The sequence below is a fragment of the Streptomyces sp. DSM 41931 genome, from assembly GCF_050271085.1.
Classification (GTDB): Bacteria; Actinomycetota; Actinomycetes; order Streptomycetales; family Streptomycetaceae; genus Streptomyces; species Streptomyces albogriseolus.
Map to the genome: position 1 here is coordinate 5,660,052 of NZ_CP189902.1, position 16,109 is coordinate 5,676,160.

Annotated in this window: 11 protein-coding genes; 9 read left to right on the plus strand and 2 right to left on the minus strand. The window is 71.6% G+C overall.

Features of this window, described 5'->3' with window-relative positions:
- Nucleotides 1–113: 113 nt before the first annotated feature.
- The 4 genes from ACP7TJ_RS25980 to ACP7TJ_RS25995 all read left to right on the plus strand — a co-directional run bounded on the left by ACP7TJ_RS25980 (nucleotide 114) and on the right by ACP7TJ_RS25995 (nucleotide 6,025).
- Nucleotides 114–905, plus strand: a complete 792-nt coding sequence (locus ACP7TJ_RS25980) for an ATP-binding cassette domain-containing protein (protein ID WP_167743800.1) — start codon at nucleotides 114–116, stop codon at nucleotides 903–905.
- On the plus strand, nucleotides 902–2,197 hold the full coding sequence (locus ACP7TJ_RS25985) for a sugar ABC transporter permease (protein ID WP_093766281.1): 1,296 nt from the start codon (nucleotides 902–904) through the stop codon (nucleotides 2,195–2,197). The genes ACP7TJ_RS25980 and ACP7TJ_RS25985 overlap by 4 nt, the downstream gene beginning before the upstream one ends.
- Nucleotides 2,198–2,407: 210 nt before the next feature.
- Nucleotides 2,408–4,342, plus strand: coding sequence for a 1-deoxy-D-xylulose-5-phosphate synthase (gene dxs, locus ACP7TJ_RS25990; protein WP_093766280.1), 1,935 nt, complete (start codon nucleotides 2,408–2,410; stop codon nucleotides 4,340–4,342).
- Between the two features lie 180 nt (nucleotides 4,343–4,522).
- Nucleotides 4,523–6,025, plus strand: coding sequence for an amino acid permease (locus tag ACP7TJ_RS25995; protein WP_093766279.1), 1,503 nt, complete (start codon nucleotides 4,523–4,525; stop codon nucleotides 6,023–6,025).
- Between the two features lie 71 nt (nucleotides 6,026–6,096).
- Here the strand turns inward: ACP7TJ_RS25995 and ACP7TJ_RS26000 are convergent, their stop codons facing one another.
- Nucleotides 6,097–6,483, minus strand: a complete 387-nt coding sequence (locus tag ACP7TJ_RS26000) for an NTP pyrophosphohydrolase (protein ID WP_427765743.1) — start codon at nucleotides 6,481–6,483, stop codon at nucleotides 6,097–6,099.
- A 103-nt stretch (nucleotides 6,484–6,586) separates the two neighbouring features.
- Between ACP7TJ_RS26000 and ACP7TJ_RS26005 the strand changes: the two genes are divergently transcribed.
- Complete coding sequence (locus ACP7TJ_RS26005; RefSeq protein ID WP_167743802.1) at nucleotides 6,587–7,606, plus strand: hypothetical protein; 1,020 nt, start codon at nucleotides 6,587–6,589, stop codon at nucleotides 7,604–7,606.
- Nucleotides 7,607–7,658: 52 nt separating this feature from the next.
- Here ACP7TJ_RS26005 and ACP7TJ_RS26010 read toward each other — a convergent pair whose 3' ends face one another.
- Complete coding sequence (locus tag ACP7TJ_RS26010; RefSeq protein WP_167743803.1) at nucleotides 7,659–8,741, minus strand: LCP family protein; 1,083 nt, start codon at nucleotides 8,739–8,741, stop codon at nucleotides 7,659–7,661.
- A gap of 337 nt (nucleotides 8,742–9,078) precedes the next feature.
- Between ACP7TJ_RS26010 and ACP7TJ_RS26015 the strand changes: the two genes are divergently transcribed.
- The 4 genes from ACP7TJ_RS26015 (at nucleotide 9,079) to ACP7TJ_RS26030 (ending at nucleotide 16,094) form a co-directional block, all read left to right on the plus strand.
- Complete coding sequence (locus ACP7TJ_RS26015) at nucleotides 9,079–10,200, plus strand: hypothetical protein (protein ID WP_427765747.1); 1,122 nt, start codon at nucleotides 9,079–9,081, stop codon at nucleotides 10,198–10,200.
- 278 nt (nucleotides 10,201–10,478) lie between these two features.
- Complete coding sequence (locus tag ACP7TJ_RS26020) at nucleotides 10,479–12,281, plus strand: stealth family protein (RefSeq protein WP_425947583.1); 1,803 nt, start codon at nucleotides 10,479–10,481, stop codon at nucleotides 12,279–12,281.
- Nucleotides 12,278–13,222, plus strand: a complete 945-nt coding sequence (locus ACP7TJ_RS26025; RefSeq protein WP_387790445.1) for a hypothetical protein — start codon at nucleotides 12,278–12,280, stop codon at nucleotides 13,220–13,222. The genes ACP7TJ_RS26020 and ACP7TJ_RS26025 overlap by 4 nt, the downstream gene beginning before the upstream one ends.
- A gap of 7 nt (nucleotides 13,223–13,229) precedes the next feature.
- Nucleotides 13,230–16,094 (plus strand): stealth conserved region 3 domain-containing protein, encoded by a 2,865-nt coding sequence (locus ACP7TJ_RS26030; RefSeq protein ID WP_427765751.1) that lies wholly within the window; start codon nucleotides 13,230–13,232, stop codon nucleotides 16,092–16,094.
- Nucleotides 16,095–16,109: the final 15 nt, after the last annotated feature.

Here is a 16,109-nt window from a genome sequence, read left to right on the forward strand (position 1 = left end):
ACACGCTTCCGCCGGCGCCCCGCACACACCAGCCCCGCAAGCTACGCGGGGCGCCGGACGGAACACCCCCCAATCCCTTGCACAACCTCCCGCCGGGTCAGGCGGCGAAGGAGATGGTTCACGTGTCCGCTACGCCCGTGCTGGCGTTGCGCGGGGTCTCCAAGCGGTTCGGTGCCGTCCAGGCGCTCACCGACGTCGAGCTTGAGGTCCACGCCGGTGAAGTGGTCGCCCTGGTGGGCGACAACGGCGCCGGAAAGTCCACGCTGGTCAAGACGATCGCCGGCGTGCACCCCATCGATGAGGGCGTCATCGAGTGGGACGGCAAGGCCGTCCAGATCAACAGGCCGCACGACGCCCAGAACCTGGGCATCGCGACGGTGTACCAGGACCTCGCGCTGTGCGACAACATCGACGTCGTCGGCAACCTCTACCTGGGCCGGGAGCTGCGCAGGCGCGGCGTCCTGGACGAGGTGGAGATGGAGCGCCGCTCCCGCGAGCTCCTCGACACCCTGTCGATCCGCATCCCCAGCGTCCGTATCCCGATCGCCTCGCTGTCCGGTGGTCAGCGCCAGGTGGTCGCCATCGCCCGGTCCATGCTCGGCGAGCCCAAGCTGGTCATCCTGGACGAGCCCACCGCGGCCCTCGGCGTCGAGCAGACCGCGCAGGTCCTCGACCTGGTCGAGCGGTTGCGCGAGCGCGGCCACGCGGTCATCCTCATCAGCCACAACATGGCGGACGTGAAGGCCGTGGCGGACAAGGTCGCCGTCCTGCGCCTCGGGCGCAACAACGGCGTCTTCGAGGTCAAGTCGACCTCGCAGGAAGAAATCATCTCCGCCATCACGGGCGCCACGGACAACGCCGTGACCCGTCGTGCGGCGCGCACCAATGGGGAGATCACGAAGTGAGCACCGAGAAGACCTCCACCCCCACCGCCGAGGAACACTCCGTGGCGAACCCCGACGCGGCCGCCAAGGCGGTCACCGCGGTCGACCCCCGGCTGCTGGTGCGCGAACAGGGCCTGATGGGCTACTGGAACGAGTTCAAGCGGAAGATGAAGGCGGGTGACCTCGGCTCCATCCCCGTGGTGGTCGGCCTGCTGGTCATCTGGGCGATCTTCACCAGCCTGAACGGCAACTTCCTCACCGCCGGCAACTTCTCCGACATGTCCGTCGCCATGGTCGGCACCGGCATGATCGCCGTCGGCATCGTCTTCGTCCTGCTGCTCGGCGAGATCGACCTGTCGGTCGGTTCCGTCAGCGGTGTCGCGGGCGCCACCTTCGCCGTGCTGAACATCACGCACGGCATGAACGAGATACTCGCCCTCGTACTGGCGATCCTCACCGGCACGGTCGCCGGCGCGATCCACGGCTTCATCTTCGCCCGGATCGGCGTGCCCGCCTTCGCCGTCACCCTGGCCGGCCTGCTGTTCTGGCAGGGCTTCATGCTCCAGATCCTCGGTGACAACGGCACCATCAACCTGGACTCCGAGGGCCTGGTCGTCAAGCTGACCAGCTACTACTTCAGCGACGTGGCCGCCGCGTACGGTCTGGCGCTGTTCGCGACCGTGGCGTACTTCCTGGCGTCGTTCTTCGACAACCGCCGCCGTGAGGCCGCCGGGGTGCCCTCCCGCCCGCTGAACGAGATCATCGTCCGGACGGCGCTGCTCGCGATCCTGGCCTTCGCCGTCGCGATCGTGTTCAACCAGTACAAGGGCCTGCCGCTGGCCGTGGTGATCTTCCTGGCCTTCCTGGTCCTCACGGACTTCGTGCTGCGCCGCACCTCGTACGGCCGCAAGGTGTTCGCGCTCGGCGGCAGCGTCGAGGCGTCCCGCCGTGCGGGCATCAACGTCGAGCTGATCCGGATCTCGGTCTTCGCGATCGCCGGTACGTTCGCCGCGATGGGCGGTCTGTTCGTGGCGTCGAAGATCGCCTCCGCGAACCAGGGCGCCGGTACCGGTGAGTTCCTGATGAACGTCATCGCGGCCGCGGTGATCGGCGGTACCTCGCTCTTCGGCGGACGTGGCCGCACGTGGGACGCGCTGCTCGGTGTGATGGTCATCGTGTCCATCCAGTACGGGCTGGCGCTGGAAGGCATCGCCTCGCCGGTGCAGTACATGATCACCGGTGGTGTGCTGCTGGCGACGGTCGTCATCGACGCCGTCACCCGGAAGACGCAGAAGACCGCGGGGCGGGCTTAGGCCTCATACGGTCCCGCGCCCCTTTCGGGGGTGTGACTGTGCCCGGCGCCTTTCAGGTGCCGGGCACAGTCGTGTCGTGAGGGCGTCGTACGGGGGTACTGCCGAACGGGTGATGTACGACGCACCGCCCCGGGAACGATCGGTTGAGCGGAAGATTAGACTCGACCCGCCCGGCAACAGCTCGATCAGCTCTACTGCAAGGAGGCACGGGTGCCGCTGCTGACCCGCATCAGGGGACCGCGCGATCTGGACCGGCTCACCCTCGAGGAGCTCGACCAGCTGGCCGGGGAGATCCGGACCTTCCTCGTCGACGCGGTCTCCAAGACCGGCGGCCACCTCGGCCCCAACCTCGGTGTGGTGGAGCTCACCATCGCCCTGCACCGGGTCTTCGAGTCCCCGAAGGACAAGGTCCTCTGGGACACCGGCCACCAGTCCTACGTGCACAAGCTGCTGACCGGCCGGCAGGACTTCTCCAAGCTGAAGATGAAGGGCGGCCTGTCCGGCTACCCCTCGCAGGCGGAGTCCGAGCACGACGTCATCGAGAACAGCCACGCCTCCACGGTGCTGGGCTGGGCCGACGGCATCGCCAAGGCCAACCAGCTGATGAGGCGGGACGACAGCCACGTCGTCGCGGTCATCGGCGACGGCGCCCTCACCGGCGGCATGGCCTGGGAGGCGCTCAACAACATCGCCGACGCCAAGGACCGCCCGCTGGTCATCGTCGTCAACGACAACGAGCGCTCCTACTCGCCCACCATCGGCGGCCTGGCGAACCACCTGGCGACCCTGCGCACCACCGACGGCTACGAGCGCTTCCTGACCCGCACCAAGGACCTCCTGGAGCGCACCCCGGTCGTCGGCCAGGCCCTCTACGACACCCTGCACGGCGCGAAGAAGGGCCTGAAGGACTTCATCGCCCCGCAGGGCATGTTCGAGGACCTCGGTCTGAAGTACGTCGGCCCCATCGACGGCCACGACATCGAGGCCCTGGAGTCCGCGCTGGCCCGCGCCAAGCGGTTCAACGGGCCGGTGATCGTCCACTGCATCACCGAGAAGGGCCGCGGCTACCAGCCCGCCCTCCAGGACGAGGCGGACCGCTTCCACGCCGTCGGCAAGATCCACCCCGACACGGGCCTGCCGATCGCCACCTCCGGCGCCGACTGGACGTCCGTCTTCGGCGAGGAGATGGTCAAGCTCGGCGAGGAGCGCGAGGACGTCGTCGCCATCACCGCCGCCATGCTCCAGCCGGTCGGCCTGGACAAGTTCGCCAAGCGCTTCCCCGACCGCGTCTACGACGTCGGCATCGCCGAGCAGCACGGCGCCGTCTCCGCCGCCGGCCTCGCCCACGCGGGCGTGCACCCCGTCTTCGCCGTGTACGCCACCTTCCTGAACCGCGCCTTCGACCAGGTGCTCATGGACGTGGCCCTGCACAGGTGCGGCGTGACGTTCGTGCTCGACCGGGCCGGCGTCACCGGCACCGACGGCGCCTCCCACAACGGCATGTGGGACATGTCGATCCTCCAGGTCGTGCCCGGTCTGCGGCTCGCCGCCCCGCGCGACGCCGACCAGGTCCGCGCCCAGCTCCGCGAGGCCGTCGCGGTCGAGGACGCCCCCACCGTGGTGCGCTTCTCCAAGGGCGCCGTCGGCCCCGCCGTGCCCGCCGTGGGCCGCGTCGGCGGCATGGACGTCCTGCGCGAGCCCGGCACCGACACCCCCGACGTGCTGCTGGTCTCCGTGGGAGCGCTCGCACCGATGTGCCTGGAGATCGCCTCGCTGCTGGACCGGCAGGGCATCTCCACCACCGTCGTCGACCCGCGCTGGGTCAAGCCCGTCGACGAGGCCATGGCCCCGCTCGCCGCGAAGCACCGCGTCGTCGTCACCGTCGAGGACAACTCGCGCGTCGGCGGCGTCGGCTCCGCGATCGCCCAGGCGCTGCGCGACGCCGGGGTGGACATGCCGCTGCGCGACTTCGGCATTCCGCCGCGCTTCCTCGACCACGCCTCGCGCGCCGAGGTCATGGCGGAGATCGGGCTGACCGCCCCGGACGTCGCCCGCCAGGTCACCGGCCTGGTGGCCAAGCTGGACGGAAAGTACGAGCGCTCCTCCGCGGACGCCGTCGACTCGGTGGAGCCCGCCCGGGACTGACGCCGTCCGCGCGCGAACCGCCGTCACCGGTCCGGCCGCGCGCACGTGGTCCGAACGGGCCGCGCGTGCCACTGTGAAGTGTGGCGCGCGCGGCCCGTTCGCGTGAAGGCGCCCGCGCCGGGGCATACGAACCACGCCCCCTCTCGATCATGTCGAGGACGACAAGCGTGGGAGGTACCCGTGACAAGCCCCCTCTTCCGGACGAAGAAGGTAGAACAGTCCATCCGCGACACCGAGGAGCCCGAGCACGCCCTCAAGAAATCCCTGTCCGCGCTGGACCTGACCGTCTTCGGTGTCGGTGTCATCATCGGCACCGGCATCTTCGTCCTCACCGGCACGGTCGCCAAGGACAACGCGGGCCCGGCCACCGCCCTGGCCTTCGTGGTGGCCGGTGTCGTCTGCGCGCTCGCCGCGCTCTGCTACGCCGAGTTCGCCTCGACCGTCCCCGTGGCGGGCTCCGCGTACACGTTCTCGTACGCCTCCCTGGGCGAGCTGCCGGCCTGGATCATCGGCTGGGACCTGGTCCTGGAGTTCGCGCTCGGCACGGCGGTGGTGGCCGTCGGCTGGTCGGGTTACATCCAGTCGCTCATGGAGAACGCCGGGTGGGAGATGCCCGCCGCCCTCGGCAGCCGCGAGGGCTCCGACGTCTTCGGCTTCGACATCCTCGCCGCCGTCCTGGTCCTGGTGCTCACCGGCATCCTCGTCCTCGGCATGAAGCTGTCCGCCCGGGTCACCTCGGTCGTCGTCGCCATCAAGGTGACCGTCGTCCTGGTCGTGATCATCGCCGGCGCCTTCTTCATCACCGCCGACAACTACGACCCGTTCATCCCGGAATCCCAGCCCGTGCCGGCCGGTGAAAGCCTCGACTCGCCCCTGATCCAGCTCATGTTCGGCTGGGCCCCGGCCAACTTCGGCGTGATGGGCATCTTCACCGCCGCCTCGGTGGTGTTCTTCGCGTTCATCGGCTTCGACATCGTCGCCACGGCCGCCGAGGAGACCCGCAACCCGCAGCGCGACATGCCCCGCGGCATCCTCGGGTCGCTGTTCATCTGCACCGTGCTGTACGTCCTGGTGTCGCTCGTCGTCACCGGAATGCAGCACTACTCCGAACTGTCCGTGGACGCCCCGCTCGCGGACGCGTTCAAGGCCACCGGGCATCCCTGGTTCGCCGGCTTCATCAGCTTCGGCGCCGCCGTCGGCCTGACGACCGTCTGCATGATCCTGCTGCTCGGCCAGACCCGCGTCTTCTTCGCGATGAGCCGCGACGGTCTGCTGCCCACCTTCTTCTCCCGGGTCCACCCGCGCTTCCGGACCCCGCACCGGCCGACCATCCTGCTCGGCGTCGTCATCGCGGTGCTGGCCGGCTTCACCCCGCTCAACGAACTGGCCGCGCTGGTGAACATCGGCACGCTGTTCGCCTTCGTCATCGTCGCGATCAGCGTGATCATCCTCCGCCGCACCCGCCCCGACCTGCACCGCGCGTTCCGCACCCCGTGGGTGCCGGTGCTGCCGATCGTGTCGGTGGGCGCCTCGCTGTGGCTGATGCTCAACCTGCCCGCCGAGACCTGGGTCCGGTTCGGCATCTGGATGGCGATCGGCATCGTCGTGTACTTCCTGTACAGCCGTACGCACAGCCGGATGGCCCGCGAGAAGGACACCTCGCCGGCGCCGCCGGCGTCCTGACCCGCCGCACGGCCCCGCGGCCCCGCGCCCCCGGCCCGTCCGGGGGCGCGGGGCCGCGCCGTGACCGGGGCTCAGCCCCGGCGCGGGGCGGGCCGTACGGCACGCGGCCCGGCGACGTCGGCGCCCAGCTCCTCGACCCGGCGGCGCAGCTCCCGGTCGGCCGTGACGACCAGGACCGGGCGGTCGCCCGCCTCGGCCACCAGGGCGACCATGTGGTCGTCCCCGCTGCCGGGCGCGGCCGCCACCCGGACCCCCGGGGCCGGCTCCACACCCCGGGCCGCGCCCTCCACCACGAGCACGATGTCCACGGGACCCTCATGCCCGGGCACCCCCTGCGCCGCGAGGTGGTCCCGCAGCCGCTCGGCGGCGCCCCTGCGGTCCCGCCACCACCTGTCGGGCACCGACCCCACGACGTTCGCGGCGTCGACGATCACGAGCAGGGAACCGGCGTCTTCCATACGGTCAGGGTCCCACGCAAGCCCGGGCAATCCACCCGCGGGTCAGGCCGTACGACAGGATCCCCGCGCCCGCGGCACGGACCGCAGTGCGTAAGGTGAACAGGTGAACGGCGACTGGCTTCTCCGCGGCCGCGACGGCCGCCTCACCGTCTATCTGCAATCGGACGACGCCGTCCTGTGCCGCGCGGAACTCGCCCCCGGCGGCCCCTGGGAGCCCTTCCGCCGGGTCGGCGGCGACCTGGGGCTCCGGCAGGGACCCGCGGCCGTGGGGCAGGGCGCCGACGGGTACGCCCATCTGGCGGCGTGGCGGCAGGCCGGGCCGGGGGAGTCCCGGCTGGTGCACTCCACGCACTTCCGTCCGCTGCTCGCCCCGCTGGACTGGTCCCCGGTCGGCCACCCCAACGGCAAGGGCGACCGCACGGGCACGCCGGCGGTGGCCGTGGACGACCGCAGGCGCGCGTACGTCTTCGTGCGCAACGCGGGCGGCGGGGTCAGCCTGCTGGTGCAGAAGGAGCGGGGCGGCTGGTACCCGTGGCGGGACCTCAAGGGATCCGGCGTCCAGGACCAACTCGTCGCCGCCAGCCGGGAGTCCGGCCTGGTCGAGGTCTACGCGTCCACGCCCGACCGGATTCTGCACTGGCGTCAGGAGGAGCCCGGCAGGACGCCCACGCGCGACGAGACGGCGGACGTGGCCGCCCGCCCCGGCACCCTGCGCGCGCTGCGCACGTCCGCCGAGCGGACCACCCTCTTCTTCACCGGCCAGGACGGGGAGTTGTGCGCCTGGCGCCCCGGCGGCAAGCCGGTGCCGCTGCTTCAGGCGGCGGGCCCCGGCCCGGTCGCGGCGGTGCGCTGCGAGATAGACGGGCACGACTGCACGGTGCTGGCGCAGCGCTCGGCGAGCGGCCGGGTGGCGTTCGCGGCGTACCCCACGGAGCAGGAGCAGGCGGGCGCCTGGTGGACCGAGTCCGGCCCGCCCCTCCCGTCCGCCGCCGAGGTCGCCCTGGCGGTCGACGCCCAGGGCGCCCTGGTCGCCGCCACCCTCGACCCCACGACGGCCACCCTCCGCGTCACCCGGCGCAAGGAGGAGGCGGGGCTGGCGCTGGAGGGGTGGCGGGAGGTCTGAGACCGGAGCCGGGAGACGCCGGAGCCGGCGTCTCCCGGCTCCGGCCGCGAGGTCAGGAACCGCCCCCGGTCGCCGGGGACTTCTTGGCCGACTCCGGGATCTCCTGGTCGCTGCGGATGGCCTTCCACAGCGTGGACGCCTGCGGTTCGGCGGCCACCACACGGTTGGGGTCCTTCGTGTCGTACGCCACCGGCAGCATGATCGTCTCCATGGAGCCCGGGTCGACCCCGTTCATGCTGCGCCCGAACTCGGCGAGCGCGGTGAGGGAGGCGAGCTCGGAGTCGGTGGTGAGCGCCGCGGTCAGGGTGTCCGCGATCTCGTAGGTCTTGGCGGGGCTGCCCAGCAGGTCCTGCTTCTTGATCTCGCCGAGCAGGGCGACCATGAACTCCTGCTGGAGACCGATGCGGCCGAGGTCGCTGCCGTCGCCGATGCCGTGCCGGGTGCGGACGAACTGCAGGGACTCGGTGCCGTCCAGGCGGTGGGTGCCGGCGGTCAGGTCGAGGCCGCTGGACGTGTCGCGGATGTCCTGGTCGACGGTGACCTCGACGCCGCCGATGGCGTCCACCAGGTCCTTGAAGCCGGCGAAGTCGATCTCGACGTAGTGGTCCATGCGGACGCCGGACATCTTCTCCACCGTCTTGACCACGCAGGCCGGACCGACCTGCGAGTAGATGGAGTTGAACATCACGCGCTCCGCGGCGGCCACGGTGGAGCCGTCCGCGTCCTTGCACTCGGGCCGGGTCACCAGGGTGTCGCGCGGGATGCTGACGGCGACGGCCTGGGTGCGGCCCTCGGGTATGTGCATCACGAGCGCGGTGTCGGAGCGGGCGCCGGCGATCTTGCCGGTCTTCAGTTCCGCGTTGTCGCCCGCGCGGGAGTCGGAGCCGAGGATCAGGACGTTCTGGCCGGAGGTGGGCAGCTTCTCCGGGCGGTCGTCACCGATGGCCTCGTTGATGTCGACGCCGTTGATGTTGCCGTCGAGATCGCTCCAGAGCCAGTACGCGGCGCCGGCGCCCGCGACGAGGAGAACGGCCAGCGTCAGCAGGATCCACCGGCCGGTGCGCCGCCGGCGGGGCGCCTCCTGCCCGCGCCGGCGGCGCGACGTGCTCGGGGTGTCGGTGGCTGGGGTCGTCATCCGATGGGTGTCCTCGTCTGTGCGCGGCGCATGGTGCCGGTGCGGGTGATGCGACAACTGCAGGGGTTCGGCCGGGCGGTGGCGCCGGGCGCGGGGGTGCCCGGCACGCGGCTGCTCGGGCGAACGGACAGACCCACGACCCCGCCCGGGCGTTGTACGACAGTGATCCACATCACGGAAGTCGTCGGCGGCGGGGGTGTGGCGGGGCGAGCGGCTCTCGTCCGTCACGGACCGGCGCGGCCGCCTCTGGGTGTCCGATACATGTATGCAGTGTGCATATCATGTGTCCGTTCCAGCTCCCGTGTCCATATCGGGTGAACGTTCCAGGGAGTCCGACATGGCGATACGGGATCGGTCCGCGCGCACGCCGCGCCGCGGCCGTGCCGGCGGAGCCGCCGCGGCGTCCGTCCGCCCGCCGGTGACCGGCACGGCGACCGGGTCCTGGCTGGTCCGCGGCAAGGACGGCCGGCTCACCGCCTACGCGCCCTGCGAAGGCGGCCTGCTGCGCTGGACCGAGCACCGGCCGGGCGGCCCCGACTGGTCGGAACCCGCCTTCTTCCCCGTCGACGACCTCACCCACCTGACCGTGGCCCAGGGCGCCGACACCTATGTGCACCTCCTGGGCCGCCGCGAGCGGCAGGCCGACGGCGCGGTCCAGGTCGACGTGGTGCACGCGGTGCAGTACCAGACCGGACGGCCCCTCACCGAGTGGCGCTCCCTGGGCAATCCGCACCGCACGTCCGAGCGCGCCGCGCAGTTCGGGCCGCCGGCGGCGGCGGTCGCCCCGTCCGGCGACGTCCATGTCTTCGCACGCAACGCGGGCGGCGGGCTGATGATGCGCAGGGAGGGGCGGGGCGGCCGGTGGGAGCCCTGGGCCGACCTCAGGGGGGCCGGTCTGCGGGACGGCCTGACCGCGACCGCCGCGGCCGGACGGGTGGAGGTGTTCGCCCCGGCCGGCGGCGTCACGCTGACCTGGGGCCAGCAGGAACCCGGCGCCGTGCCACGGCGGTTCCCCGACGTGCGGCCCGGTGCGCTGCCGGGATCGGCCGCCGCACTGGAGACCGCGCCCGGCCGGCTCACCTGGTTCTGGACCGACCCGGCCGGCGCCGGTCTGGTCTGTCTGCGGCCCGGCTCGTGGGCCGTGCCGCTGAGCGGCACCCCCTCGGACGGGGCCAATGTGCTGCTGCGTCAGACGCTCGACGGGTACGACTGCACGGTCATCGCCCACCGCGGCCGTACCGGCACCGTGCTCGTCGGCGTCTGCGGGACGGAGGCCGAGGCGTCGGGACTGTGGTGGGGGGACACCGGGCGGGCCTGTGTGGGCGACCCGGCGCTGGCGCACGACGCCCGGGGCAGGGCCGTGCTCGCCGCCCTCGGTTCCGGCGGGGAGCTCTGGGTGGCGCGGCAGGGCGACGGCCCGGGGCTGTCGTTCACGGACTGGCTGCGGATGTCGCCGTGACGCTCGCACGCGGATACGGCAGCAGCCGAAAAGGTTGTAGCGATGTGGCATGTCTGACAGATCGTCGGCGAGCGTGATCATCGGTAGACATGCAGTGTTTGTAATGTAAACATTCCGCCAGGTCGGTGAGCAGTGCGTGACAACTGGTGGTGCTGACGGTGAACAGACCGGTTCGAGCCGGTCCCCGTACACAGCACGCCGCGGGTGGGCACGCCGGCCAGGGTGGGGTCATTTCCCGGAGCGATCAGCTCCGGCCTTGATGTGAATGGTGCGGAAGTCTGGTGAGCCTCAACAACCCCGAGGCGAGCGCGCTCGTATCGACATATCGATCTTTGGTGCCCGTAGGGGCGAGGCGCCGGATCGTCCGTCGGGTGCCGGGGCCGGTACGCAATTCGGTGAAACGCTCGCTCGCCTCGGCCGACGCCGTGCGTTCGGCCGTGGTCGTCCGGGCGCTGGGCGGCGCCCGCAAGGCGGGCAAGCAGGAAGCCGAACCGTGTGTGCGGGTCGTCCGCCTGGCGGGGCGTCACCTGCGCGCCGTCGAGGTGCCCGGGGCGACCGCCTGGGCCGCCCGCGCCCGCAATCTGCACATCCTCGTCGCCCTCCTGGAAGAGGCCGGGATCGACTACTTCTGCGTACGGGGCAACGGCTCCCGGACGCCCAGCGTGGCCGTGCCCGCACGGTGGCGGGCGGACGTCGAGGACCTGCTGCGCGTCACCTGCGCGGAGCACCCCGGCTATGTGAGCCTGCCCTCCCGGGGGCAGCCGCGGCCCGCCTCGGCGCAGGGCTCCTGGCGCGCCCTGCGAGGACAGCGCGTGCTGCGCATGACCTGGGTGGTCTGCGACCCCACGGGACGTCTGGTCTTCGGCCCCGACGACGGCTGCGACATCGAGTTCTGGGCGGAGCGGGACGGCCGGCTGGTCGCCCCCCGCCCCAACAAGGTGGTGACCGAGGTCCCGGTGGACGCGGGGCGGTGCTGGGCGGAACAGAATCGTTTCAGCGTCATTCCGGCCGTCTACAACACCGGCCACGCCCGCACCCTGCCCGAGTTCGCGGCGACGCTGCCCGAGGACCACACCTTCCCGATCGACGTCGTCTACACCTGGGTCGACGACTCCGACCCGCGCTGGCGGGCGAGCCGGGACGCCGCCCGCGCACGGCTCACCGGCGTCCCCGGCGGCGGCCTGCACGACCTGGCGGCCAACGACTCCCGCTACACCAGCCGCGACGAACTGCGGTACTCCCTGCGCTCGATCCACCAGTACGCCCCGTGGGTGCGGAACATCTTCCTGGTCACCGCCGGACAGGTGCCCTCCTGGCTCAGCACCGACTTCCCCGGCCTGCGGGTCGTGGACCACCGCGAGATCTTCTCGGACCCGGGCGCGCTGCCCACGTTCAACTCCCACGCGATCGAGAGCCAGCTGCACCACATACCCGAACTCGCCGAGCACTTCCTCTACCTGAACGACGACGTGTTCTTCGGCCGTCCCGCGCACCCCGGCCAGTTCTTCCACGCCAACGGCCTGACCAAGTTCTTCCCGTCCAAGGCGCTCATCCCGTCCGGCCGCGCCAGCACCGCGGACCTGCCCGTCGACGCGGCGGGAAAGAACAGCCGCGGCCTGGTCGCCCAGCACTTCGGCACCGTCATCTCCCAGAAGATGAAGCACACCCCGCACGCCCTGCGGCGCAGCGTGCTCGCGGAGATCGAGCAGGTCTACGCCAAGGCGCACCGGGTCACCCAGCACTCCCGGTTCCGCTCGCCGCACGACGTGCCCATCGCCTCGTCGCTGCACCACTACTACGCCTACCACTCGGCCCGCGCCACGGTCGGCGACATCCGCTACGTCTACGTCGACCTGGCCGCCGACACGGCCCGGCGCCGGCTCGACAACCTGCTCGCCCGGCGCGACTTCGACACCTTCTGCATGAACGACACGGTCCCCGTCGCCGACAAGGCGGCCCAGTCCCGGATGGTCGCGGACTTCCTGGACGCCTACTTCCCCGTCCCGAGCCCCTACGAGGGACCGCGACCCGACCACGCGGCCGCACGCCGCCCCACAGAGCTGGAGACGGCACAGGCATGATCCCTCGACGCAAGCAGCTGAGGCGGATGCGCCGGCGTGCCGGAGCCCGGCTCGTGGCGGCGCGCTCCCGCCTGATGACCCGCTTCTTCATCCCCCGGCGCGTCGGCACCACGGCACGCCTCGACTACGCGGCCGTGCTCGACGGACAGACCGTCAACCTCCACGCCGAACTGCCCGCCACTGTGCGGGACGTGCGGGAGGCGGAGATCCTTCTCGGCCGGCGCAGCCGTACGTTCCAGGTCCCCGCCCGGATCCACACGGACCGGGAGGGGCGTCTGCTGATGAGCGCCGCAGTGCTCCTCGGCGCCGCCGTCGGCGGCGCGTCCGTCACCCCCGGACGCTGGAAGATGAGGCTCCGGGTGCGTTCGGGGCGTGGCAGCCGGACCCTTCCGCTGCTGCTGGTGGAGCACACCACTCCGGTCCGCGGGAGCACGGGCCCCATGAAGTACGCCCCGCTGACGGCCGACCGCTACCGCCTCGGGCGCACGCTGCGCGGTGACGCGCGCCTCGTCTGCGTCGAGGCGGAACCGGCCGCCGAGGTGGTCAACGTGTACCTCGAGCACGCGCGCATCGAGGTCGACCTGCGCGTGCTGGGCACCGACGCCGGCCGGCCCTGGGCCGAACTCGTCGCCGCCGGGCGCAGCGTGGAGTGCCCGCTGACCGAGGTGGAGCCCGGCGTGTGGCGGCTGAGGGCGCCGCTGGCCGAGATGCTCCCGTCCACCGACCGTGCCGAGCACTGGAACGTCATGGTCCACACGGACGGCCACCCGCCGCTGCGCCTGGCCCGCAGGCTGCACGACGTGCGGACGCCGGAACGGGTCTTCGCCATGCGGAAGATCCAGGTGTCCCCGGTGCGCGGCACGCTCATGACGATCCAGCCCCGGTACACGCCGGCGGGCAACTTCCGGTTCACCTGCGGACGCGGGTCCGGGGCCGAGTGAGGAACAGATGAAGGTCGCATTCCTGCTGACCGAGGCCGATGTCATGGGCGACGCCGAACGGGCGCTGTTCCAGCACGCGTCGGAGCTCGCGACGCGGCACGAGGTTCAGGTCGTCAGTGTCTTCAAGGCACGCCGGCGTCGGTTCACGGCGCCCGGTCCGCGGGTCGCCGTCAGCTTCCTCGTCGAGTCCCTGCAGTCCAGGGCGGTACGCCGGGAGGGCCCGGACGCGGCCGCCGGCGCCGCCCTCGCCGTGCTGCCCAGCGAGGTGGTCGAGCGCCGGTGGGACGACCGTTTCCACCGGCTCGCCGACATCGAGGTGGAGTACGCCCTGCGGGGCCTGGACGCCGACGTCCTGGTCGTGACCTCGCCGGCGCTGCTCGCCTACGCGGCACGCTTCGCGCCCCCGCAGACGATGACCGTGTACTACGGCATGACCGCGCCGGAAACGGGCGGGCCCCGGGTCGAGCCGCTGCTGCGGCACATCACCCGGTGCGACGCCGTCGCCCTGCCCCGCGCCCGCAGCCGGGAGTGGTTCACGGAGACCTTCGGCCAGGGGGTCCCGCCCCTGGTCGACGCCCCGCCCTTCCTGGACGACGGGTTCCGCCCCCGGTCCACGCTCCAGACGCGCATGGTGCTGCTCGTCGCGCGGCTGGAGAAGCAGTCCGGCGTCGCCGAGGCGCTGTCCGCCTGGGCCAGGGTGCTGGAGCACCGGCCGACCTGGACCCTGCGGATCATCGGGGACGGCCCGCTGGCCCGGAACCTGGTGGGCAAGCGCGACCAGATGGCGCTGCAGGGCAGTGTCCAGTTCGTCGGGGAGGCGCCCGCCGTCGTCGCCGAGGAGTGGGCGAAGGCCAGCATCGCCCTGAGCACCGCGGAGGAGGACGCCGTCGGCCTGTCGCTGATGGAGGCACAGGCCGCGGGCGTGCCCGTGGTCGCCTACGACAGCCCCAACGCCGTACGTGAGGTGGTGGCCGAGGGCCGGACCGGCCTGCTGACCGCGACCGGCGACACCGAGGCGCTGGCCTCCGCGCTGCTGCACATGATCGACAACAGCGAGATGCGCGCGGCGATGGGCGACGCCGCGGTCGAGGCGGCGGAGCGGTTCCGCCGTCCCGCGCCCTGGGACGACCTCTTCACCGCCCTGGACGCCGACCGGCGCTCGGGACGGCGCGCCGAGGAGAGGGCACGACGGGTGGCCGCCCACGCACTCGTGTCCGGCGTCTTCGGCGGGGCGGCCTCCGTCGCCACCGCCGTACCCCAGAGCACGCAGCACACCCGGAAGCTGGCGACGGCCGAGGAGCGCCTGCTGAAGCGGGACGCCTCGCTGGCGCGGGCCGGCGGGCAGGTGTGCCGCGTCGTCCAGGCGGAGACGCCGTTCGACATCGTCCACGCCAATCTCCGCATCGTGGCCGACGCGCTCGAGGCGGCCCGCATCCCGTACTTCGTCAGCCGGACGAACAAGGTGCGTCACACCGTCGCCGTGCACGCGAGCCTGCGGGAGGAGACGCTCAAGAGCCTGGCGGAGAGCTGCCGGGACCAGGCCGTGTACATGGCGGTGCTGAACGGCGCGGACCAGGCCGTCGCCACCACGCTCGCCGGCTTCGCGACCGACCACCTGCGGACCGCCTGCCCCGGCGTCCGCGTGTACCAGAGCGCGGTCACGCAGTCCCGCACCCTCCGGCTGGGCGCGGCCTACGGCTGCACCGTGGCCTTCTGGGACGACGACCCCGACGACGACGAGTGCATCGTCTCCTCCTACCGCACGCTCATCGGCAGCCGCATCCCCAAGTCCGCGCTGCTGCGCGAGCCGACGGTCCTCGGCGGGCGCCGCTACCCCACGCTCCAGGCGTTCAACCAGACGCTCCACCACGACGTCGACTTTCCCGTCGACGCCGTCTACACCTGGGTCGACGGAGCCGACGTCGCCTGGCTGGAACGCAAGAACGCGGTGCTCGCCGCCAAGGGCGTCGAGACCGAGGACGCGGCGACCAGCGCCGCCCGCTTCCGCAACCGCGACGAGCTGCGCTACTCGTTCAGGTCGCTGGACATGTACGCCCCGTGGATCCGGAACATCTACGTGGTGACGGACCGCCAGGTGCCGCAGTGGCTGGACGTCTCGCACCCGCGCGTCCGCGTGGTGGACCACACCGAGATCTTCGGCAGCGAGGGTGCGCTGCCCACCTACAACTCGCACGCCATCGAGAGCCGGCTGCACCACATCGAGGGTCTGGCCGAACACTTCCTGTACTTCAACGACGACGTGTTCGCGGCCCGGGCCGTCCTGCCGAGCCTCTTCTTCCTCGGCAACGGGCAGTCCAAGCACTTCATGTCGTCCAACGCCATCCCGATGAGCCCCGTCTCGAGCCTGGACGAGTTCAGCCGGATGGCGGCGAAGAACAACCGCGCGCTCGTGTCCGGCATGTTCGGCCGGACGCTCGTGAACTCCTTCATCCACGCACCGCATCCGCTGCGCCGCAGCGTCATGTACGACCTGGAGAAGTACTTCCCGGACGCCCTGCGCGCCACCGCGCACAACCAGCTCCGGGACAGCACCGACGTGTCGGTCGCCTCGTCGCTGCACCACTACTTCGGCTACTACACGGGCCGCAGTGTGCCGGGCAGCATCACCAGCGGGTTCGTCAACGTGGGTCTGAGCGAGCAGGTCAAGAACCTCAACCACCTGCTCGCGTCCCGCTCCAACGACGTCTTCTGTCTCAACGACTTCCACGACGGAGACATCTCGGAGGACGAACAGGACGCCACGCTCGCCGCGTTCCTGCCCAGCTACTTCCCGATCGCCAGCCAGTTCGAAGCAGGCTCCCCCCGCAACCAGCTGTTCCACGCGGGGCGACTGCCCGCGTGGCCGTTGTGAGGGAAGTCCAGGAGA